Source organism: Chitinophagaceae bacterium, assembly GCA_016713085.1.
Taxonomy (GTDB): domain Bacteria; phylum Bacteroidota; class Bacteroidia; order Chitinophagales; family Chitinophagaceae; genus Lacibacter.
Map to the genome: position 1 here is coordinate 289029 of JADJPV010000006.1, position 25826 is coordinate 314854.

The following is a 25826-nucleotide window of genomic DNA, read 5'->3' on the forward strand; positions in this document are numbered from 1 at the left end:
TTTATTATTTGTAAAAAGGATTTTGTACTAAAAGCTTATTTGTTTGCAGTTCATATAAGTAAATGGGCAGATAATGACTGTTCAAATCTTTCATTTTAGCCTGTGCCGATTGCTGCATATTTGAGGGTACGCTGATCGATACCATATTCAATAATAAATTCAACCGCTCATAATTTTTTCTTTTGGCATTTCTCAGCACATCGTACCAGCGCTTGCCTTCAAAACAAAACTCTCTTGCTCTTTCCTGCAGAATAAAATCCTGGATCATATTCTTATCAGTTGCTGATGGGCTCAGATCCGTAGCATCTAATGCATTCGCTCTTTTGCGGATGGCGTATACAATATCCAATGCGTCCTGCCCCTGTCCCAGTTCATTCAGTGCTTCTGCTTTTATCATCATGATATCTGCATAGCGGTAAAAAAACCAATGTGCAAAACTCTGATCAACAGTACGGAGACCTGTGGAATTGGCGCCAACATATTTCCATACAGTTGAAGTAGCCGCTCTTACAGAAGCTCCATCTCCACGTATGTCATAATTTTGATCATTTGTAAAATCTACTGTAAATACTCTGTCCATTAAATCGGCAACAGCAGTCCATCTTCTTGAACTTACGCTGGAAGAAAAGATACCGAAGTATGGATTCAAACGCTGAACACTGTATTGCAGTTCAAAAATGCCCTCATTTGAATTCCCGTTGAAGTAAAGTGTATTGAACCAGTTATCATTGTAATCATACACAGGAGGGTTAACGGATGCACCTTTGATTAATCCAAACTTACCTGAGTTAATTATTTTATTGCATTCTGCAACCGACTCAGTATATTTTTCCATCCACAGGTAAACATCTGCAAGGATTGCATTAATAGTGTAAACAGTAACCCTTCCTTTATCTGAAGCTGCATCACCATAGGTTGTTACCGCTTTGGATTCTGCCAGTTTCAAATCACTGACGATCTGTTCGAGAATTTTTGCCTGGGTTGATTTGGCAATCGGGTTAATATTTTCGTCGCTCAGAGTTGCATCTAATTTCAAAGGCACATCACCAAATGTTCTTGTCAGATAGAAGTACATCAATGCTCTGACTGTTAATGCTTCACTGAGATAATTGTCTAACTGCGCCTGGGTAAATGTGTTATCATTTGTAAGTACCTCCGGTGCTTTTTCAATAACTGTATTGCAGAAATTAATGGTTCTGTAAAAAGGTTTCCAGTTTGCATTTACATTGGTAGCCTGTATGTTTACATTCACCAGTGCAATATCATCTGCACTGCTTGCAGTTGCTGTTGCAATATTATCGGCCCTGCTTTCTCCCCATACAAAAAGCAATTCTGCTAAAGATGGAACATACGTTGGCTGAGAATATGAACCTGATGAATACTCCATCATGGAAGAATAAATTCCTATAACAGAAGCTTTTACCTGTTCCTTAGTTTTCCAGAATTCTTCCTTCACAATTCCATCCTGGGGTTTCAGATCAAGCCATTTTTTACATCCTGCAAATGCAAGTGTAAAAGCAATTAATAATGTGTATCGTATAACTCTCATTGTTACGCTTATTTATAATTAAAATCCTACTTGAATTCCCAATGTGATCGTTCTTGCCGGAGGTGTCATTGTGTTATCATACGACACCCTGAACGGATCTGATCCCCTGAGTGTTACTTCAGGATCCTGTCCCAGGTAATTTGTAAATGTGAACAGGTTTTCAGCGGTTATGTAAGCACTGAGTGATTTCATTTTCAATTTGGTTACTACTTTTTTGTCAACGTTGTAACGGGCCGTAATTGTTCTGAACCTTATATAAGAAGCATCCTCTACATACCTGTCACTGCCCAAATAGTTAAAACCACCTGCAATTAATGCCCTTGGCATATCTGTTACATCACCTTCTTTTTTCCATCTGCTTAAAACAGCTGTGCTCTGATTGTCGAAACCAATCATATTGGTGCTGCCCATCTTTGTACCATTGATTACATCATATCCATAACGGAAACTGAAAAACGTTGAAATCTTTAAATTCTTCCAGGTAAGTGAGGGACCAAAACCACCTGACAACTTCGGGTTACTGTTGCCGAGGTAAACTACATCCATATAATTAATATTACCATCGTGGTTAATATCTTCATACATCGCATCACCGGGCTGGAACGTATAATCAGTTCCGGGATAATTAAAGCGCATATAGATAATCTGTCCGTTTGGACCAACAATTGGCTTACCATCAGATCCTGATGCAATGGTTGCATCTTTATCTTTATAAACACCTTTAAATTTATACCCGTAAAAAGAACCAAACGGATTATCAACCTGCAGCAGGCGGAGGTACTCTCCATTCTTTGTTACATCGCCCTTACTGTTTGGATAGAATTCAGAAATTTCACGAATGATATTCTGGTTGGCAGAAATATTGAAATCAAACCCGATCGTTACATTTTTTGTTTTATAAGGTTGTGTCCACACGGCAATTTCCCATCCCTGGTTATCCATTGTACCCACATTCATGAAGATGGAGTTATAACCTGTAGAAGAAGGAATCTGTAAGCCATCAAAGAATAGATCTTTGGTTCTGTTTCTGTAAACCTCCGCATCAATACGCAGTCTTGAACTGAACATGGCAAGGTTTCCACCTACGTTTAATCCTCTCAATGTTTGCCAACGCAGATTTTTTAATTCCATATTTGATGGATAAATACCGGCTTCACCGAGGTAAGAATAATCATACGTGGTATACCTGTTGTAAAACAGGTAATCATAACGTGGTACCTCACCTGCAATACCATAACTGGCTCTTAAACTCAGATCGCCAATCTGTTTCACATCTTTTAAGAATGCTTCATCAGAAACTCTCCATCTTAAAGAAACAGACGGGAATGTACCATACCTGTAATTAGGGCCAAATCTTGAATTACCATCGGCTCTTAAACCAACGTTAATGATGTATTTATCTTTATAACCATACTGCACACCAACATTCGCACCCATAGAACGTGTTTGAGAAACTCCTGAAACTGCCCTTAATTCTGAATTCTGCGTACGGGATGCAACAGATGGATCTACCAGTAAAGAAGATGGAGTATTGGAAGTCATTACTTCCTGGTAAATAGCTTTGTATTCATTTGTCTGGAAACTTAAATAAGTTTGCAGGTCATGGTTTTCATTTTTAAACTGAGGCTGATACACCAGGTTGGTTTTTGTTCCCACACTGAAGGCATCAACATCACCATCATAAGCCCTGTTTACAACAGTTTCAGTATTTGGTCTTCCGGTTGCAATTTGCGGAAGGAAGCTCTTACTTTTTGTATTATTAATATCGAACTGAATATCAAAAGTTGCTTTTAATACTTTTTTGATGATGTCATAATCTAACTGGAATCTTGGAATTACCCGGTCACCCAGTACATCATATTTTGCTTTGGCTGCCATTGCTACCGGATTGTAAATCCTGCTGTACTGCCCCTGCACATTTGAAGCGGGTGAAAAATAATTTGTTGTAAGATTTCCGAGTTCATCATACTCAAATGCACTCATGTTGGGCATTTTAATATAGGCCATGCCACGAATCGTCTGTTCACTGCTGGATGAACTTGAACCCAGGTAATTTCTTGCCTGGTCGTAATGCGTATAGGCAAAACTTGTAAAGAACTTAATTTTTTCAGATACGTTATAATCCAGATTGATACGTGTGTTAAAGCGTTGCAGATCTGTTCCGATGGTAATACCTCTCTGATCAAAAAATCCAACAGAAGCAAAGTATTTTGCTTTCTCTCCACCACCGCTCAAACTTACAGTGTGATCCTGCAGATAGCCTGTTCTTGAAATAGCATCAATCCAGTTGGTATTGTTGCTGTAGTTATGATACCAGTAAGGATCATTGGGGTCGTAGTTAAACTCACGGTTGATGGTAGTATTTAAAGTAGTTCCTATCCTGTTCATAAATGCTTCCGGTATTAATGTAGAATACTGATCGCCGTTTAATAATGGAATTGCTCTTGGAACAAGTGAAACAGAGCCTTTGAATGAATAGGTAATAGATGGTTTACCGATGCTTCCTCTTTTGTTGTTATAACCAGTACACCGTTGGCAGCTTTAGCACCCCAGATGGCAGTGGCAGCAGCATCTTTTAATACAGTAATATCTTTAATATCAGCAGGTGATATATTTAACAGCTGTGCATATCCCTGTTCATCGGCAGTACCAAAGTTAAAATCACTTGGAATTTCTGTTTCATACGGCATACCATCCAGTACAATCATTGGAATACCTGTAGAGTTGATGGATGATACTCCCCTGATACGGATATTCATGGCCGCACCGGGATCACCACTGTTGGCTGTAATATCAACACCGGCTAAGCGCCCCTGCAAAGCCTGATCAATACTTGGCGCCTGCATTTCCTCCAGTTCTCTTCCACTGATTTTTGATACAGCAGTTGTAAGATTTTTTTCAGGAACATTAATCATCCCGTTCGACGAGGATGGCCGTGCAATGATCACCACTTCACCCAGATCAGACGAAAGATCATCGATACTGAAATTAATGACTGTGCGGCTGTTGATCCTTTGTGTAATTGATTTATACCCGATACTGGATACAGAAATCCGGTTTTTGGGGTTTACTCTCTTTAAGATAAAATTTCCTTCAATATCGCTGAGTGTACCATTTACAATACGGTTATCGGCATCCATTTCAGATACTGAAACACCCTGAACAGCTTTACCGTCTTTATCTGTAATTTTTCCTTTTACAACAATCTGTGCTGAAGCTGAAAGCCCAACAATTGTAAAGAATGCTGTAACGGAAAATAGCATCAGTAATTTATTCCACATACGTTGCATTGTTTGGGTGAATATTTAATTATTTTTTAAATAGTTATCTATCAGGTGAATGGTACACCTTGTGCTTAAATTATTACTTGAAGTTGTAATTACATTGGCAGTTCTGCTGAGCATATCATTCAGTGTAATAATATTCGGCACAGTGTTATTCACAAAAATGGTTGAAGGATCGCCATTGGAGAATTTGAATAATGTTTCAAATGTTCCGCTTTCCTGTCCGTCTGTTGCAATATTTCGCTTATTGAGAATATGATAGAAAATGAAATTATTTACTTTCTCTCTATCTGCCGGCAGTGTTGGTGTAAAGTTAGGTATCATATTAGGCGCTGTACCTGTTCCAGGCAGCAGCCCGGCATTTACAGCAGCGACAATTGCTGCATTATCCGGTATTAAAAACGTGTAAAAAGAACCTGAAGCAACCTGCTGTATTTCGCCGGTGGTTTTATTATAAATAGCAGAGTTAAACATGTATTGTTTAAAATTATAAAAAGGAGAAGCAGATGTAAGTGCCAATGCTTCAATATGTTTTCCAATTGTTTTTTCGCTAAACTGCAGCAGTTTGTCAATGTAATAAACAGTACCGTTTTTAGCTGTTTTTTTATCGGTAACATTCGCTACAGTTGCTGCATCGAGATTACCCGCAGCAATTACCTGGTTAGTGCCATACTTAACAAATTCGCCTGATGTTGTTAAAGCAACACCCGGTGCTGATAAATCTGTAATATCTCTTCCCGGAACAACATGCATATTTAAAATACGCTGTAATCTTACCAGTGCAGATGAACCTGTTAATACAGTTCCCCCGCCGGGTGGTGTATAGCGCCATTGCTCATTGATTACATTGCTTACTGTTGGATCGGCAGTAAAACCGGCTGCATTAAAAGCAGCATTACTTACAAGGAACAATGTATACTTCTGATTAATATTAGACACCTGGAATTTCAAATCGAGATTCATCAGGCTGGTCATGATTGAGTAATCGGGATCGAGATATGCCTTACCATACACACTGCTGAATACGTTTGCATCCTGCACTTTGTTAGTACCGTAAAAGATACCGTTACTCAGTACTTTTTTATCAACGATATCTGTTGAGTTGTTAAATCTTGCTTCTTCACCCACTGCATTATAGGTTGAAGAAAACTTGGTAGGCCATACGGCAGTTCTCCACATGTGTGCATTTACAAAATCATAAATTACATTGATAGGTAGTTGATCCACACTGCTGTAGTGCTCCAGCAGAACTGTATTGATATAATTGGTTAAGGCTGTATTATCAGGTACAAACATGGTGTAAGTATCAGCCTGTCCGTCGTTATCCTGCAGTTTTAAAAAGTTTTCGTTATTGGGTGAAAAAGCCAGACTTGAGTTATACACTTTTGTGAAAATATCAACGGAAGTACCGTGGATATTTTTATAGTTGTTTGTAACAGTTGCATTCAGTACATACTGTACCAGGAATTTATCGAGCAGCTTTTTAAATTCACTGTAGTTTGGATTTGATCCGATATACTGATCAATACTTGGTAAAGAAGTAATGACTTTGTTTACAATATGTATCACCCCGTTTTCTGCGGCAATATCTTTTTCCACCACCTGTGCATCAACAACATTAAACCCGGTATAAACTGTGTTTGGATAAAAATAGTTATAGTCTGCAGCAGTAAGTGATTTGCCGGTCATATAACCGGTTTCAAAAATGGGGATGTGTTTATTATTATTGTCAGCATCTACATAAAAGAAGGTCCCGCTGTTATTTCTGTTGGATGCGATTGCTTTAATGGAAGCCCCTGCAAGGTTTTTATCATCATATACACCCGTATAATTGGCTGTTCTTCTTTTAAACGCTGTATTTTCAATCCAGCCGGTATTACTTTGGAAATCAGAAATACGTTCCTGCTTAAATGCATTGTAAACAAGAGAATACGTTACAATTTTACGACAGGCTGCAGAATCAAGTGCATCAACACCACTCAGGCTGTTCTGTGTAAAATATACAGTAAACGCTGAGTCATGGGGCGCAAACAAGGTCCAGTAACCTGCAGACGACAGAGTTACTTTATAACCCGCCTTATCAATTACTTTAAGAAAAGTGGTAAACTTACCTTTTGCCTGCAATTGCTGATAAATAGGATCGGCCAGGGTACTTGGGCGCTCATAGTACTCATCGAATTTCTTATTACAGGAAAAGAGGATGGCAGTTACAGCAAGTAAAAGAAGAATCTGTTTCATACGTTTGTTAATTTCTCTGCAGATCGTTTAAAATATCTTTTGTTGAATAGTTTATTGACAACCGGGTACAACCAGTATATAAATGAGCAGAATAGACAATAAATAAGTAGAAAGAAAGGAGCGTAATACTCAGTAAAAGCAGTGGAAACGTAGATAAATGGGTCATATACAGCAGCAATCTTTCAGTTAAGCAATCAAAATCAATTCCGGGGTCTGAATCAATCGTCATTTTAATTCAGAAATCTAAATTAGTGTTAAACCTACACGTTACTATCCTGTTCTATCCTGAAAGACAATAGATTTTACGCAAACGATGCCGGGTACTGTATTTATTTTAAAAAAAGAGAAAGGCTGTCATTATAGACAGCCTTTTTAGAAAATATGTGGAACTGAAGATTAGTAGCCCGGGTTTTGATAAGCTGCTTTTGCTGTATTATCGAGCAACTTACCATTCTGATCGGTTAATTGCACCAGAAATGCATTGGGCCACGGACGGAAAGTATAAAATTTCTGCACTTGTCCTTTTCCATTTCCATTTTGTCCATTTCCATTATCAATATTTGATGCAACGGGCCATAAACCGGCCTTATCAGATGCCATTTGATTCAGATATTCAATTCTGTCATATAAGATACCTGCATTGTGCTGATCTTCCCACGCAAGACCTTCTGATAAAAATTCCCTGCCTTTTTCGTTATAGATAAACTGAATAAACATTTGATCTTTTGAAATAACAGTTGGAATGTATCCTTCTGCTACAGCTTCAGGTGTACCCGGAGTGAAAATATTTTCAGTTACTGCAAGTTTACTGTACGAAGTTCCATCGGCACTGTAAGGAGGAAGAAGCTCCGCAGGTGTTAATGTTGCAGTCTGAGGTTCCCATTCAACCAGCACCTTTGGTCTTGTTTCGCCTGATTTATAAGCAGCCCTCTGCCGTAATACGTTAATATCTGCTACTGCCGATGCATAATTTCCCTTGCGGCCGTATGCTTCTGCCCTTAGCAGATAAGTTTCAGCCAGACGCATTAAAATAGCATCTCTTGTTCCTGATTCACTGTTGAAGTTTGCTTCGCTTGTACTTCCACCCCTTGATGGATCTACAAGCTTTTTAGATGACAGATAAATATTTCTTCTGGTTGTTGCCAAACCCATAGAAGACCCGTCTATATATAAACGATAATAATATTTACCGGTTACTGCCGATTTTACCCAACGTGCCATAAACTGAAAGGGTTGACTCATTACCGTGGCTGAATCAAGTGCATCATCCTTTTGGTTTTCCAAAAAGATTAATGCTCTTTTTCCATTGGTAATGCGCTTGCTGCCAGATATAACCGTTGGCTCACCAGCAGGTTTATTAGCATTCCACCAGGCTGCCGCTGCTGCACTCCATGTATAAGATGTATTGGCTCCGGTGCTGATATATTCCGGTTGAAATGTTTTATAAAAACGTGAATCATTTACCTTATCATGAAAATTATCGTAAGCCCAGTCGGTAGGTTTGTATGTTGCAAAAGGACGGCCATATGCCATTGAACGGGTAACATCTGTTTGTGCTGTATAGTCTCCTATATGATAGTTGCAGGAACGGTTACCGCCAAAACGTCCATCAAGTGTAAGGTTAATATCAAACTGTGCGGCCCACAGTACTTCTTTATGAGGAGAAGTTTCAGATACAGCCGGGTTAAATAAAGTCCAGTAATCAGGTGCAAGTCCTGAAGCACCGCCGTTACCATTAATCACCTCTGTTGTAAGAGTGATAACAGAATCAAGATCAGTAGCCACATTTCCTTTGAATAACATTTTTAAATGAGTTTCACTGCTTGCCGCAAAGCCTGCAGCCTGTGCTCTGTTTAAATAAAGTTTTGCAAGGAAATGACCTGCTGCCCATTTTGTAGCTCTTCCTCTTTCTGAAACGGTGGCAGGAAGATTTTCATACGCATACTTTACATCTCCAATAATCTGTTTATAAACATCTTCCAGTTTTGCTTTTGGATAATAATAAATACCATTGTCTTCACGCTTTGGGGTAAGTAATAACGGAACATCTCCCAATTGATTGGAGATAAGGTAATAAGCCCATGCACGCAGAAAAAGTATTTCACTCCTTCTTGTTTTACGGTAGGTTTCATCACTTCCAAATTTACCCGGCTTAATATTATCAATTACATCAAGTGCAATATTACAGTTATTAATATGCGGGTAGGTACCCATTGGTGCATAATTTGAATTAGCCCCTCCCAGAAAATTATTGGTATTCTGTGCTGCAATTGTACTCACATTTGAACCGTATGCGGCACTGTTAAAACGTGCAAAATTTGGATCACCATGCATATATGCATCGGTTTCCGGTTCAATTAACTTTGAGCCGTTTCCATCCCACTCATGTTTAACACGTGCTATTACATACAGGCCATTGATGAGAGAGTTTAATCCGCTTTCATTCTTATAATAATCCTGGGTAAGACTTGACACCTGTTTTTCTTCCAGAAATTTTTTACAGGAACTGAGACCCGAAATAATTGCCAGGATCAATCCTGTAGCCAAAAGATATTTATTGAAGCTTTGTTTCATAAAATGATTTTTAATTTTTTTTATTTTAAAAGCTTGCTCTTAAACCAAACACAAAGCTTTGTTGAAGAATGGTATTATTGTTTGTACCTCCCAGCGGGTTGGTATTGGAAGAAGCAATACTCCAGTTTGTTTCATCATCCGGATTGATTCCCCACTTTACAACACCAGGGCCGAATATAAACGGGTTGATCACCTGGAAATTCAACACCGAATCATTAGCCGAAATTTTCTGAAGCAGTTTTTTAGGTATAATATATGATAGTGAAATATTTCTTACCGCTCCAAAAGAGCCATCATTATACTGCATGGCCGCAGTAATGTTTTCTACATTTCCAGAATTTGGCATTGGCCATTTACCACTTGTATTATTCCAGGCCCATACATTATTTTCAACACGGCCATTGGGGAAAGTACCACCGTAAGAATTTGGATAACCACCAAAATAGGTTTGTCCCCAACGGAAATAAATAAATGAACTCAATGACCAGTTTTTGTAACGGAATGTATTGGTAATACCACCAGACCATTTTGGACGGGGTGTACCAAGTATCACCATATCGGAAGCATTGATTCTGTTGTCGCCGTTCTGATCAACCACTTTCACTGTTCCCGGATAAAACCTATGTCCATTGGCGTTGAACTTTGCCATCTCCGTAACATCTTTTGCATCGCTTCCCCAGATACCTGCGTTTTTATATTGATAAAATACCTGTAACGGCTGACCAATAAACCAACCGTTTGCCAGCATATCCTGTTTACCATTAATCAGCTCAACAATTTTTTCAGTATTTGCAGACCAGTTGATGTCTGAACTCCATGTAAAATCACCTTTCTGCACATTGATTGTTGACAGTGTAATTTCAATTCCTCTATTACTTGTTTTTCCAATGTTTTCAAATTTTGATACATATCCTGAAACAGCAGGAAGTGTTTTCGGCATAATCAGATCAGATGTGGTTTGCTGATAATATTCTACTGAACCTGAAACCCTGTTTCCAAGCAATCCGAAATCAAGTCCAAAGTTGATCTGTGCAGTTTCTTCCCATTTTAAATTGGGATTTTGAACAAGCTGCGGAAGATAACCTATACCAGCTGTTGAACCATACACATAAGGGTTGCGACTGAGTGGCCCTGACGTGGTATAAGGTGACACAGATGAATTACCTGTTACACCATATCCAATACGAAGTTTCATTTCATTGATCCAGTTAACGGAACGCAGAAATTTTTCTTCCTGTATTTTCCATGCTATTGCAAATGAAGGGAAGAAGTTCCATTTATTACCGGGAGCAAGTACCGATGCACCATCGTAACGGCCTGAAGCTGTAAGCAAATATTTGTCAAACAATGTATAGTTCAATCTTCCCATGAATGAACTCAATGTATTTTCTGTAAACCCTGTGCCATAACCCGAAGGGCTGCCTACCGTATTCGATCCCAGATCATACCACAAACTGAGTGGGTTGATAGTTCCCGTTACACTGGTAGACGTATTTTCTCTTCTTGATTTTTGTGATGATTGCAATAAGGTTACTCCAACAACATGATTCTTTGCAAATGTTTTATTGAAGTATAACAGGTTTTCCACCACCCATGAGAAGTTATCTTCTGTTCCATATCCTGCTGTACTTGGTCTGTTGGTTAAATGACTGGTGGCATCTGGCCCTGTCCATGTACCTGATCTGAAATACCTGTACTGACCACCCATATTAACACGGTATTTCAACCAGGGTGTAAATTTTAATTCTGTAAAAATATTTGCCAGCACAGCTACTGTTCTGCGATCATTTTTCGATTGATCAATATCAATTAATGGATTCCATAACGTAAGATTACCTCCCGGATTTTTTATCCACGCACCATTATCATCTCTTGGTAATGCATAAGGAAACTGATCAGATGCTCTTGAATACAAATCTTTTGAACCTGTGTTGGAAGTATTCGGTCCCTGTATTCCAAAATTCTGTAATGAAAGTGATGAGATAATTGAAGTACCCAGAGTCAGCCATTTATTCGGTGTCATATCACCACCAATATTGGCAGTAAAACGCTTATAATCCTGATCTTTTTGCACACCTTTCTGATCGTAATATCCAAGCGACATTGAAAACCTTGTTACATCAGTTCCGGATGTAAGTGAAATCTGGTGGTTCTGTGTTACACCTGTACGAACCGCATCTTTTAACCAATCGTAACTGCCGATATTTTTTGAATTGTAAATTGGAACCTGTGCCGGCCAACCCATTGCAATTTCCGCAGGCGTTGTATTGCGCATTTTCACGGTGCCATCCGGGTTCCATTCATATCCTTTCATTACGGAGGCAGTTGCAACCTGATCAGATGCTCCCATTTTACCTGAATCAAATAGGGGCTGGGATACCACATCGTAGCAGGAAGATTTAAATTCCCATTTTGGAATAGTATGATTAAAGGCGTCCGTTCATTAAACTTGCCCTCCACCTGTCAACATACTCGCCACCATCCATCCAGTTTGTTAATGATTTATATGAATCAAAAGAATAGGAAGCATTATAGCTCACATTCACCTTTCCTTTCTTTCCTTTTTTTGTTGTGATTAAGATAACACCATTAGCACCTCTTGACCCATAGATTGCAGTTGATGATGCATCTTTCAGAATTTCAATAGATGCAATATCATTCGGATTTAAATCACTCATTGTAAAAGAGTTTACACCCAATGAATTTACCAGCGGTATTCCATCAATTACATACAGCGGATCGTTGGATGCACCCAATGAACGGTTTCCTCTAACCCGTACAATTGGCAACTCGCCCGGCTTCATATTAGATGACACCTGTACACCGGAAGCTTTACCCTGTATTGCCTGCAGCACATTCTGTGCTGGCCTTTCCTGAATTACATCGGCAGTAATACGGCTTAATGCACCAGTTACATCACTCTTTCGTTGTGTACCATACCCTATTACAACAATATCCTGCAATGAAGATGCAGCAGTTTGTAATGTAATGGCAACTGCTGAACGGTTTTTAATTGAAAACGACTGTTCTGCATAACCAATGGATGTGATAATGATTACAGCGTTTCCATCAGGAACATTGATGGTAAAATTTCCATCAACTGATGTAATTGCAGAAACATTTGACCCTTTCAATGTAACTGTGGCACCCTGCACCAGGTTACCTGAATTGTCTGTTACCTTACCGGTAACTTTAAAATTGTTTTGTGAAAAAGATTGAAGTGAGAAAAACAGCAGGTATACAAAAAAGTATAAGCATCTGCTCAAAGCATTTTTTTTGTCATATAGCAGCAATTAAGATTATGAATACAGATACAAATTAGACAGAATGCAAAAACCAGTCATCCTGTTCTGTGCTGCTTTATTTCTTTGCGGCAAATTACTGGCCAAAAAAAGCCGCCTCATTTAATAATGAGACGGCTTCTTTACTTGTAAAAAACAATTTCACCAGAAAAAAAATAGTTTTTACTAATTAATATCCGGGGTTCTGCATCGCTTGTTTTTGTGTTCCTGTTAAGGCTACTCCGTTTAACTGAATACCATCGAGGAATGTTTGCGGTATTGGGCGAAGTAAATGCCTGTCCTGAATGTTTGGAGCCGCTTCAGGATTAAATTCTTTTGCCCTGGCCACCAATGTTTTGGTACGTGACAAATCCTGCCAGCGCAAATACTCACCTGCAAGCTCTCTGGCACGTTCATTTAATAAAAAGCATAACATACGGTCATAAGGAGTAGTATAGCCCAGTCTTGTAATAATATATTCATCTCCTGCAGGTAACGTAGCAATATCAGTTACAGCTAAACTGGTTGAAGGTGCTGTTGTTGCTGCAATATTATTTGACTCATAATAAGAATTCTCAGGGAAAAACGAAGGAGGAACGGCTTGAGGAGCACTGCTTGGTGCAGCTCCACCATCGTAATAAACAGAACGGCTTTCTCCGTTTTTATATTCTGCTCTACCTCTTAATGCATTGATGTAAACCAATGCATCGCTATAAGATCCGGTGCCCAACTTAGCTGCACGTATTTTTGCTTCTGCAGCAATTAAATAGGTTTCAGCAGAACGGGCCAGCGTAATATCCCGAATGCCTCTTACATCGTTAAAACCTGCGGTACGGGAACCATCCATAAACTTGCTCAGTGATGGAAATTTGCGGGTATCATTCCATCCGCCATCAGCCGTAACGCCATTCTTAAATGCCACATACACATGCGGTATGGTTTTACCGGTTCCGCTATATGTTACTGAATTATTTAAGAGATTTGCAGAAAACCGGGTATCACCGGGTTGGTTGATAACATACATAATACCTAAATCGCCCTGCACATAAGGAGACGTTGGCGAATTCGCATTAACCTTATGCTTTGTTCTGAAAGACTTCCAAAACCTTGAGTCGTTTTGCATGTCGTATACACGGTACATGAAAAAGGTTGGTGACAGGCGGCTGAATGGACGATCACCACTAAGATCTCTTTGCATTTGAACAACATCTTCATAGCGGGAAACATAATAAAGATGTTGTGTATTGCTGCCGCTTGCGGTTAAGTCTACTGTAAACTGCGCAGACAGGATTACTTCACGAAGGTTTTCATTGGCACCATTTGGAGCTGTATATCTCCACAAATCACCAAAGTTGGGGGCCAATGCGTGGTTGGCAATTACAGCATCACATAATGGCCCGATGGCAGCCAGATCGGCCGCTTTTGTAGAAGAATTCCAGGAATCGTTGATTTCGCTGGTACGGCTCAGGTATGCTTTTGCCAGGAAATGCGCTGCTGCATCTTTCGTAATCTTTGCAGGAGAACCTGTATTGCCGAGGAGATTATACGCCTGTGTAAAATCAGCAATTATTACGTCATACACATCTTTGGGTGAGGCACGTGTAAACTCCAATTCAACAGAAACGCTGGACTTAGTTTTTAACGGCACAGCCCCATACTGGCTAACCAACCTTAAATAATTATAAGCACGTAAAAAATAACCTTCGCCTAAGGCGGTTTTCTTAATCGCATCAGCGGTAGATGTACTGGCCGTTGCATTTTCAATAATCATGTTGGCATGACCAATACCGATATATAAATTATCCCATTGTGCATTGGCAGCTACAGTATTACCATTATTGGGAGTTATAAAAGAGCCAAATGTATTACCATAAGAATTATACATGCCGTTTGAAGGATCACCACCAACACGAAACTCATCAGTACCATAACTCATATTGGAAAAGGCCATTTCTCCATTGAAAGGTGTAGCAAATACCTGGTGATAGGCACCGTTAACCAATTGCTGGATACCGGCATCAGTTTGAAAAAAGGTCAACTCCCTTACAGTTTCCAGATTTTCATCTAAGAAAGATTTTTTGCATGAAGCGGCAACCATTGCAATGAGAATGATCGCTATACTTAGTTTAACTATTTTATTTTTCATCTGTATATTTTTTATTGCCGGATAATTGCCTCAGCAACTTACCAACAAGTAATAATCAATTAAAATCCTGCATTAATACCAATCGTGTAACCACGGTTAGAGAACATTGATGCTGCATCCATATCCATGAATTTAATTTGGGAGAACAGCATACCCGGGTTAGCAGCCTGGAAATACACACGCAGGGTAGACATGTGCATCTTAGTGAGAACTTTTGCAGGAACGTTATAGGCAGCAGAAATGTTCCTCACTTTTAAAAACGATGCTTTTTTGTACCCTAAGGCTGCTGAATAGTTATCGCCTGATCCTACAGAATAAAACGGTTTTTGATAATCGCTGTTTTGATTATTCTCTGTCCAGTAACTGATCTGGCGTTGATTTCCCCGTGCCGTTTGAGCTTCACCACCAGTATTAAACCAGTAATTCAAGCGGCCGTAGATAAAGAAAGACAACTCAAAGTTTTTATACGTGAAATTGTTTGTCATACCTACTATCCAGCGGGGCCTTGTATGACCGATAATTACACGGTCATTGTTTGCGTCAATTTTGTTATCGCCATTCTGGTCAATGGGCTTAACCTGACCTGTTGTAAAGGTGTTGCCGTTGAGGCCAAACTTACGCATACTTGCAGTATCGGCATATTGCCACATACCATTGGCTGCAAAACCATAAAGAACTTCAAGAGGCTGGCCGATAAACCAGTTATTATTAATATCATCCTGTTTGCCATTTGACAGGTTGGTTATTCTGTCTTTTTGCCAGGAGGCATTAATATTGCTTGTCCACTGGAAGTCTTTCGTAGTTACATTAACTGTATTGATATTGATATCAACACCCTTGTTGGCAGTTGCACCTACATTTTGGAATGTAAAACTATAACCTGTCACACTAGGTATGTTACGTCTCATTAACAAGTCTTTTGTTTGTGAAGTGTATACATCAATTACACCCGAAATCCTGCTTTTAAATATTGAGAAATCAACTCCCACATTATACTGTGTTGTTTTTTCCCAACGTAAATCCGGATTTGCAAACTCTGAAACCGGTAGTAAAGCAGCATTAACAGCCCCACCTATCGGATAGAAATAAGGATCGGTTCTTCCAATTGTTTTGTATGGATCAATTGCTGAATTTCCTGTAACACCTACACCAACCCGGAGTTTTAAATCATTCAGCCATCCTATGCTATGCATAAAATTCTCCTTGCTGATCCGCCATGCCAAAGCAGCGCTGGGAAATACATCAAACTTCTTTTTAGCTGAAAGCTGCGAAGCACCATCTGTACGTACAGATGCAGTCAATAAGTATTTGTCATCAAACCCGTAATTTAAGCGACCCATATAACTTAATAGTTGCCTCTCTGTAAAATCAGAAACTTTATTAATCGTAAGATTAGTAGAAGGGAGAACTCTGTTATTCAATTCATGCCATTTTTGAGAGGCAAAGGGAATCCCCGTACCCGTTACTCTATTTACAGGATCAGCAACAAACTTTGTTGCACTTTGCAATAAGGTGACGCCAAAATTGTGTCTTTTAATTTGCTTATCGTAATAGATCAAATTATCCAATGTCCATGAATATGTTTTTGCTTCCTGCAATGAGGCTCCGTTAATGCCACTGCTTGCTGCCGATTGTCCGTCAATGTAAACACCATTGGTGTAGTTAGAAAAGTCGGGGCCGAAGTTCAAACGGTATTTTAATCCTTTTAATACAGGATGAATTTTTCCGAAATCCATCTGTGCATGAAGGCTTCCAAATGCACGAAGGGTTGCTCTTTGGTCTTGTGTAAAATTCTGTTCATCTACCACAGTCTTTATGGCCACATCCCCTCCGGGGTAAATAATTCTGTTACCAGCAGAATCATAAGGTTGCGCCCATTTAAAAAGCCCCCTGGCAGAACCATAAATACTTGTAGAAGGAGAACCAACAAATGAACCAATTACAAGATTCGATTGGCCAAATTCCTGAATTCCATAAGTAAAGTTTACAGTAGCCCCCATGTTAAACCAGTCAGTAGCCTGTATATCCACACTTGCTTTGCCGGTATACCTTGTAAACTTTTGCCCGATGGATGTACCCTTATTATTTAAATAACCGAATGAACCATATGCCTTTATGTTTTTTGCACCACCGCTAACGCTGATGGTATTATCAGTAGTAATACCTGTTTGTGATACTAACCCTGTCCAGTCTGTATTGCCAACTTTTGAGCCATCCCATGTACCGGTGGCCCAGCCTTTGGCAATATTTTTCCAGGCAGTTGGGTCAGCAGTAGCCAGAAAAATATCACGATCGTTGGCAATAGTTGGTGCATCGCCTCTTGGGCGCCCTGTTGGGTTACTGTAATAAACTGCCCAACGGCGAAAATCTAAATACTCGGAAGCAGACATTATTGGTGCCCAGTCTTTCACCGTTTCAAACGTAACAGAGTTGTAAAGATTAACTTGCACTTTGCCAACCTTACCCTGTTTGGTTGTAACAATTACAACACCATTAGCTCCCCTTGAACCGAAGATAGCCGTAGCTGATGCATCTTTCAATACATCTATTGATTCAATATCATTGGGGTTAAGATAATCAATACCACCTGTGCTTAAAGGAATTCCATCAACAACAAATAACGGCGTATTAGATGCAGTTAAAGAACGTACACCACGAATGTTGATACTACCAATCTGTCCGGGGCGTTCATTAGAAGTAATATCAACACCGGCAACTTTACCTTGCATGGCCATTAAAGCATTGTCGACTGGCCTTGAGCGGATTTCCTTCTGGTTGATGCCCGCAACAGAACCTGTTACATCACTCTTTTTTCGGGTACCATAACCTACCACCACAACATCTTCGAGGTTGGATACGCCGGTTACTAAGGTTACATTAATGATTGATCGGTTGTTGATATCAATTTCCTGGTCGGTAAACCCAACGGAAGAAATGACCAATATCGATTTACCGGAGGGAACATTTAATTCAAACCCTCCATCAGTACCTGTTGTTGTACCAACAGTTTTTCCTTTTACAGTTACACTTGCACCAGATAGTGGATTGCCAGCATCATCAGTTACCTTACCGGTAATTTTAAAAGTGTTTTGCGAAAAAGAATTGAATGAAAAGAATAGAATAAATACAAGTGCAGGTACGCACCTGCGCATTAGAGTTTGGTTGGACATATGACAGCAATTGAGGTTAAAAAGTAATTCAAAATAATATTCTTCCTACTCACGGTCATCCTGTACCATCCTGTATGCCTGATTATTTTTACGCAATCGTTCCCGACATACAGTTTGACGAGAGTAACAGAAGAAAAATGATTTCCTTTTTTAAAACAGATATTTACAGAAAATAAACTGTTTTTAACATCTGCTCAGGATGCAACAGGACGCACAAAACCTTTTAATGATTTAAACTTGACACTTAAACGCTAAACATTGCTGCATATATGAAACGAATAATGTACACATTGCTGTTGCTGTCCTTAACTGTTGCTTCAACAGCACAAAAAATTCCGGCAAAAAAGAAAATCTTAAAAACACTACGGCTTACCAATCAATACTTCATGAACAAGTGGCCCGATGCCGGTAAAACGATTTTCACCAATATTGAGCGGCCCAGCAACATCTGGACAAGAGCAGTTTATTATGAAGGACTGATGGCTCTCTATCAAACAGATAAACAACAGGCCTACTATGATTATGCTTTGCAGTGGGGTGAAAAACATAAATGGGGTTTGCGTGGTGGCATCAAAACAAGAAATGCAGATAACCAGTGTTGCGGCCAAACATATATAGATATGTACCTGATTGATAACAGGCAGCACCCCGAAAGAGTAAAAGATATTAAAGCTTCTATTGATTCAATGATGATGACTGGAAAAGTAGATGACTGGAACTGGATTGATGCATTACAAATGGGCATGCCCGTATTTGTGAAACTGGGTAACCTGTATAACGATACTTCGTATTTCAGAAGAATGTATGAGATGTATGCCTTCACTAAATACAAACATGGAGGAAAGGGTTTATATAACCAGATAGAAAAATTATGGTGGAGAGATAAAGATTTTGTTCCTCCTTACAAAGAACCCAATGGCGATGATTGTTACTGGAGCCGTGGAAACGGATGGGTAGTTGCAGCATTGGCAAAAACACTGGAAGCATTGCCAAAAAGCGATCCGCATTACAATGAATACCTCCAGGATTTTAAAGATATGTGTGCAGCCTTACTTCCCCTGCAACGTACAGACGGTTACTGGAACGTAAGTTTAAACGATCCTAATCATTTTGGCGGCAAAGAAATTTCAGGCACATCCTTATTTATTTATGGTTTTGCATGGGGCATCAACAATGATATCCTCGATAAAAAAACATATAAGTCTTCCATTGCAAAAGCATGGAATGCCATGTGTAAAGAAGCAGTACATAAAGATGGCAAGCTTGGCTATGTGCAGGGAACCGGCAAAGAACCAAAAGACGGACAACCTGTTACCTACATCAGTACACCTGATTTTGAAGATTATGGTTTAGGATGTTTCCTGCTTGCAGGAACTGAGATATACAAAATGAAATAATTTACATGAAATATCCATAAAAATTATCGTACTACTTTGTATAAACAGCGACCTGCCTGCCGAACAGGCACGGTGATAATTTTTGTGGATATACTATGTGGCCAAAAAGGCAACAAAAATGAACACATGAAACGAATATTGCTGATTGCTGTTGTTCTTTTTACAACATTGAATATACATGCCCAACGAACAAAGTATAATTTCAACCCTGCATGGAAAGTATTTAAAGGTGTTGACTCATCTGCGATACTGCCCGGCTTTGATGATTCAAAATGGAAAGCTGTAACTCTTCCTTATGCCTGGAATGAAGATGATGCTTTTCAAAAAGACATCGTTAATCTCAATACAGGTATTGCCTGGTACAGGAAACATTTCAAACTTCCGCTAACTGCAAAAGGTCAAAAAGTTTTTATTGAATTTGAAGGTGTACGACAGGCTGCAAAGATTTATGTAAATGGACAGTATGTTGGTATGCATGAGAATGGCGTAACCGCATTTGGTTTCGACATCAGCAGTTTGCTGAAATATGGCAATGAAGAAAACATCATTGCTGTAAGAACTGATAACAGCTGGGATTACAGAGAAGAAGCAACCAAAACAAAATACCAATGGATCGATAAAAATTTCAATGCTAACTATGGCGGCCTCAGCAAGAATGTATTCCTGCATGTTGCAAGCACTGTTTATCAAACATTACCATTGAATTTAAATCTTGGCACTACAGGCACATACATCTACGCCAAAGATTTCAACATCAAAAAAAGAACAGCAGTTATTGTTGCTTCATCAGAAATAAAAAATGAATCTGGCAAACAGCAAAGCGTTTTATATAAAGTAACCGTTAAAGACAGGGAAGGGAAAGTTGTCAATACATTTTCATCTACTCCGGTTACCATTCCGAAGGGAGAAACAAAAACAGTTACTGCTTCTTCACTTACAAACAATTTGAATTTCTGGAGCTGGGGTTATGGTTATTTATATGATGTAGAAACTTCACTCATCATCAACGGGAAAGCCGTTGATATCGTCAATACAAAAACAGGCTTTCGTAAAACTGAATTTAAAGACGGTATGATTTATTTGAACGATCGTGTAATACAGGTGCATGGCTATGCACAACGCACTTCAAATGAATGGCCGGCAGTTGGCATGAGTATCCCTGCGTGGCTGAGCGATTACAGCAATAACCTCATGATTAAAAGCAATGGCAACCTTGTTCGCTGGATGCACATCACCCCATGGAAACAGGATATTGAAAGTTGCGACCGTGTTGGATTAATGCAGGCAATGCCGGCAGGTGATGCAGAAAAAGATGTAACAGGTGTACGTTGGGAGCAGCGCAAAGCTGTAATGCGTGATGCCATTATTTATAACCGCAATAATCCAAGCATTATCTTTTATGAATGTGGTAATGAAAGCATCAGTGAACCGCACATGAAAGAAATGAAAGCCATCCGTGATCAATATGATCCTTTTGGTGGCCGTGCAATTGGCAGCAGAGAAATGCTCGACAGTAAGGAAGCAGAGTACGGTGGTGAGATGTTATATGTAAATAAGAGTGCAACGTTTCCTGTATGGGCCATGGAATATTCAAGAGATGAAGGTTTGCGTAAATACTGGGATGATTATTCACCACCTTATCATAAGGATGGCGATGGTCCTTTGCATAATAATCAACCGGCGAAAATATACAACCGCAACCAGGAATCGCATGCTGTTGAAAATGTAATCCGTTGGTATGATTTCTGGAGAGAAAGGCCGGGCACCGGGAAAAGAGTAAGTTCAGGTGGAGTGAATATTGTTTTCTCCGAAACAAATACACATCATCGTGGTGCTGAAAATTTCAGAAGAAGTGGCGAAGTGGATGCATTACGCATCATTAAAGAAAATTTTTATGCCCACCAGGTAATGTGGAATGGATGGGTTGATGTAGAAAAGCATGGTATCCACATTATTGGTCATTGGAATTACAGCGATTCAATTGTAAAAGATATGTTTGTGATTTCATCGGCTGATAAAGTGGAGTTGTTTATAAATGGCAAGTCATTGGGGTTTGGAGAAAAAAGTCATGACTTCCTGTATACATTTAAAAAAATACAATGGCAGAAAGGAACAATCAAAGCCATTGGATATGATGAACAAGGAAAACAGCTTTGCACTACTGAGAAAAAAACCGCAGGTGTGCGGTTGCATTGCGTTTAACATCTGTTACTCATCCAAAAGGAATGCAGGCAAATGGACATGATGTTGCATTGGTAGGAGTGGAAGTGGTTGATGCAAATGGGAACCGCTGCCCCATTGCAATGAACATGATTAACTTTAAACTGGAAGGTGAAGCAGAATGGAGAGGTGGTATGGCACAGGGGGCTAACAATTATATTCTGTCGAAAGAATTACCTGTTGAGTGTGGTGTTAATCGTATTCTTATCCGCTCTACAACAAAACCGGGATTGATAAAACTTATTGCAACTGCTGATGGATTAACAGCAACATCTTTGCAATTGCATTCATCGGCCGTGGTTGTCAGTAATGGACTCAGCAAACAATTACCTTCATTTGGTTTAACAGGCAACCTTGAACGTGGTCCTACTCCACTCACACCATCATTCACACAAAAAAGAAAAGCACTTACGATTGTGAAAGCAACAGCAGGATCAAAAAGTGACAGTGCTTTTGCAAGTTATGATGACAACGAAATGACTGATTGGTACAATGATGGAAATCTTTCAACTGCATGGATTGAATATGAATTAGACAAACCGGCTGTTATCAGCGAAGTAAACTTAAAGCTGAATAATTTTCGCAGTCGCTCTTATCCCATCCGCATTTCAGTTGACGGACAGGAAGTGTTTTCAGGTAATACAGCAACAGGTCTTGGTTACTGCAATATTGTTTGCAAAAGAACAACCGGAAAAAAGGTAAGAATTGAATTACTGAAATCAAGCAGTTTAACCGGCGAAACAACTACAGAAGTATCGGGCAAAAAATTAGATGATGGTGTTACCAGAAACGACGCCAACAGCAAAGGGCGTTTAAGTATTATTGAAGTGGAGATTTATGAATCAGTGAAGCAATAAGCAGATTAAGCATTCAACTATTACCAAATGATTAACAGGTATTTCTCAAATATCCGGTTACTTTGAAAAGCCATTGTTTCAGACATATGAAAAAATATCGGTTGCTTTCTGTTTTACTGTTTTTGTGCTGCACACTCGCTTCAGCACAAAAAATACAATACAGTAAAAGTGTGTTCAGAACTCCCGGTGCCGGCACCTTGCAATTACTGGCAAACATAAACGGGTTTCATCATCTTATTTACTTCAGTAACATAAAAAAGCCGGTGGTTTATATATTCAACAACCAGCTGCAATTACAAAGTACCAAAGAATTAAACATTCGAATTACAGAAAACTGTGATATACGCCTGCTGAAATTGAAAGACTACTATGTTTTATATGCACACACATTGAAACCTTCCCGCCATCAACTCCTTAAAATAAACAGGGATGGTGTATCCAGCGACATTTCGGCACTGCTGAACAAACCAGCCGATTCCTTATGGAACAGAAGCACCGCCACCTACCAGTTATTTAATAACGAAGACAGCATGTTCCTGGTTTCGCACACCTACCTGCATCCCGTAAAAAAAATAAGAACTACTGTTGTTAAATTAAACCCTGAGTCGGGTGCTGCTATTTCAGCACAGGTGTTATTTCCTTTTAATGCATCTTATGATGAGTTAAAAGAAGTGACCCTTCAAAAAAAGCAGCTGTTGATTTTAAAAAACAGCAAGGACGAGGATTTAAAAAATACTCTTACCGTTATGAAAGCAGACCTGTTAAGAGGAACACAGCTTTCAAAACAGTTTGAAAGCGGTAAATATGTTTATTATAATCCTGCGCTCCGGTACAATATCAGCGACTCAACCATTTTCATTTACTCAATGCTTACCACTCCTGCAGGGTACAGAGGTGTAAGGCCGGGATTGTTTATGGTAAGACTCAGCAGCACATTAAATGAGCTAAGCCCGGTACAAACCATTCCAAACATCTTTCGTAACAATGCTGTAACAGCTTTTATTGTTGAGAAAGCGAATACTTATGGATGGATGAGTTTCTCGTATTCACAAAAAAACTTTGGCACAAGTACAAGTACTTTAATGCCAACAAGAGTAACCAGGCCACCTGAGTTTTATCCAATAGAAGCTTCAATTGAAAATTATTATTACTACAACAACGATTATGGCACTGCCCCAACGGCCGTTCTTATGACACTACTGAATAACCGGCTGGAAAAGGCAAAAGACAGTGTTGTAAAAAACAATGGTAACTATTACAAAATACATCCCTCCCCCCATGCACAATTCATATTGAAAAATACGGCCTGTCTTTTGGTGGTAGAGGAACTCGCAGCAAAAAAGAAAGGATTGCTTTTAGTATCGCCAGGTGACAAAGGAAATTTTAATACACTACCGATCCGGGTTTACGACCGTTTCGATTTTATGCTTTCTTTACTGCAAACTGCCGACGAAAACTCGTTCATCATTCCTTTTACAAATAAGAAGGAAATGGGATTAATGAAGGTTACATTAAGTAACTGAAATAGCTTTACATAACGATCAGTAAATAAATTACAAATGAGAACCTCTTTTTTAATAGTGTTTGCCTTCGGCCTGTTAGTTGTTTCAAATACACTTGCACAAAAACCGAATATCATTTTCATTTTTGCTGATGATCTTGGTTATGGCGAAATCGGATGCTATGGCCAACAGAAAATTGAAACACCTAATATTAATCTGCTTGCAAAAAATGGTATTAAGTTCAACCAGTTTTATGCAGGCACAACTGTATGTGGACCTTCACGTGCTTCACTGTTAACTGGTTTGCATACCGGGCACACTGTTATAAGAGGTAATAAACCATTTCCACCCGAAGGACAAATGCCATTATCAGCATCAACCATAACCTTTGCAAACTATCTGCAGCAAAATGGTTATGCAACAGCAGCATTTGGCAAATGGGGATTGGGCTTTAACCAAAACAGCGGCGATCCCAACAAAAAAGGATTCGATCTTTTTTACGGATACAATGATCAAAGTCTTGCACATGATTATTTTCCACCCTCTCTCTGGAAGAATTATGAAAAGATTGATCTGTCTGTCAATAAAACCTATGATTCTATTTATTCTGCTGCGTTGATACATCAACAGGCGATTGACTACATCAAACAGTCAGCAGGCAAACCATTCTTCATCTATCTTCCTTACACTTTACCACATGGTGATGTAATTGGTCCGCATGACACTTTATATTACTACTACAAACAGAAATTCAATGAACAGCCACTTACCGGAGAAGCATTGAAAACAAGACCACACAATATGAAACCGGAGCCATATCCGCATGCACAGTTTGCTGCAATGATTGGCCGACTCGATTTATATGTGGGTGAAATTGTAAAAACATTAAAAGAAAAAGGTCTTGCAGAAAATACACTGATCATATTCACCAGTGATAACGGGCCACATAAAGAAAATGGCGGCGATCCTGTATTTTTCAACAGCAGTGGAATTTTTAAAGGAATTAAACGTGATTTATATGAAGGCGGCATCAGAGTTCCCTTCATCGCTTACTGGCCCGGAAAAATAAAACCTGCTGTTACTGAACAACCGGCTGCACTTTGGGATATCTATCCCACATTCCTGCAACTGGCGGGAGTAAACATAAAAGATAATGTTGATGGTTTCTCACTCATTCCTTTATTGTTGAATAAAGGGAAACAAAAAACGCACAGTTATTTCTATTGGGAATTTCATGAAAACAATGGCCGGCAGGCAGTACGCTGGGGCAACTGGAAAGGTGTACGGTTAAATGTTGGTAAGGACGGGAATGCGCCAATTGAACTTTATGATTTATCTGTTGACCCATCTGAACAAAATAATGTGGCTTCTAAAAATCCGGCGGTAGTAAAAAGATTACTCAGCTTATGAAGCAGGCCCATACCGCAAATAAAGACTGGCCATTACTCAAGGCTGAGCTCGCTCAATAGATGTTTCTTAAATGATAGTGCATCTTATCGCCTATTACCGGAAATCTCAGATTGAAATCTGCGAATCCTCCTTCCTGCAGCTTTTTAAGAGCAGTATTGCCGCTAATTCTGATATGTATCAAGCCATTGCATGACAGTC

Annotated in this window: 9 protein-coding genes and 3 pseudogenes; 4 read left to right on the plus strand and 8 right to left on the minus strand. The window is 39.3% G+C overall.

What is annotated here, in order from left to right:
* Window positions 1–4: 4 nt before the first annotated feature.
* The 8 genes and pseudogenes from IPK31_21945 to IPK31_21980 form a co-directional block, all read right to left on the minus strand.
* Complete coding sequence (locus IPK31_21945) at window positions 5–1549, minus strand: RagB/SusD family nutrient uptake outer membrane protein (GenBank protein MBK8090335.1); 1545 nt, start codon at window positions 1547–1549, stop codon at window positions 5–7.
* A gap of 18 nt (window positions 1550–1567) precedes the next feature.
* Window positions 1568–4839 (minus strand): annotated as a pseudogene (locus IPK31_21950) (SusC/RagA family TonB-linked outer membrane protein).
* Between the two features lie 15 nt (window positions 4840–4854).
* Window positions 4855–7071, minus strand: coding sequence for a fasciclin domain-containing protein (locus tag IPK31_21955; GenBank protein MBK8090336.1), 2217 nt, complete (start codon window positions 7069–7071; stop codon window positions 4855–4857).
* 396 nt (window positions 7072–7467) lie between these two features.
* A complete protein-coding gene (locus IPK31_21960; protein ID MBK8090337.1) occupies window positions 7468–9645 on the minus strand; it encodes a RagB/SusD family nutrient uptake outer membrane protein in 2178 nt (725 codons plus the stop codon).
* Between the two features lie 25 nt (window positions 9646–9670).
* Window positions 9671–11995 carry a SusC/RagA family TonB-linked outer membrane protein gene (locus tag IPK31_21965; GenBank protein MBK8090338.1) on the minus strand — a complete coding sequence of 775 codons (2325 nt, stop codon included), beginning with the start codon at window positions 11993–11995 and terminating at the stop codon, window positions 9671–9673.
* A gap of 76 nt (window positions 11996–12071) precedes the next feature.
* Window positions 12072–12911, minus strand: a complete 840-nt coding sequence (locus IPK31_21970) for a TonB-dependent receptor plug domain-containing protein (GenBank protein MBK8090339.1) — start codon at window positions 12909–12911, stop codon at window positions 12072–12074.
* A 205-nt stretch (window positions 12912–13116) separates the two neighbouring features.
* A complete protein-coding gene (locus IPK31_21975; GenBank protein ID MBK8090340.1) occupies window positions 13117–15072 on the minus strand; it encodes a RagB/SusD family nutrient uptake outer membrane protein in 1956 nt (651 codons plus the stop codon).
* Window positions 15073–15131: 59 nt separating this feature from the next.
* The gene (locus IPK31_21980) at window positions 15132–18242 is read right to left on the minus strand and encodes a SusC/RagA family TonB-linked outer membrane protein (GenBank protein ID MBK8090341.1); all 3111 of its coding nucleotides are present in this window, start codon (window positions 18240–18242) and stop codon (window positions 15132–15134) included.
* Window positions 18243–18511: 269 nt separating this feature from the next.
* Here IPK31_21980 and IPK31_21985 point away from each other — a divergent pair, with 269 nt between their 5' ends.
* From IPK31_21985 to IPK31_22000, 4 genes and pseudogenes are all read left to right on the plus strand, one after another.
* A complete protein-coding gene (locus IPK31_21985; protein ID MBK8090342.1) occupies window positions 18512–19639 on the plus strand; it encodes a glycoside hydrolase family 88 protein in 1128 nt (375 codons plus the stop codon).
* Between the two features lie 126 nt (window positions 19640–19765).
* Window positions 19766–22716 (plus strand): annotated as a pseudogene (locus tag IPK31_21990) (DUF4982 domain-containing protein).
* Between the two features lie 86 nt (window positions 22717–22802).
* Window positions 22803–24239: a hypothetical protein gene (locus tag IPK31_21995; GenBank protein MBK8090343.1), complete on the plus strand. Its 1437-nt coding sequence runs from the start codon at window positions 22803–22805 to the stop codon at window positions 24237–24239.
* Between the two features lie 36 nt (window positions 24240–24275).
* Window positions 24276–25687 (plus strand): annotated as a pseudogene (locus IPK31_22000) (arylsulfatase).
* Window positions 25688–25826 lie beyond the last annotated feature (139 nt).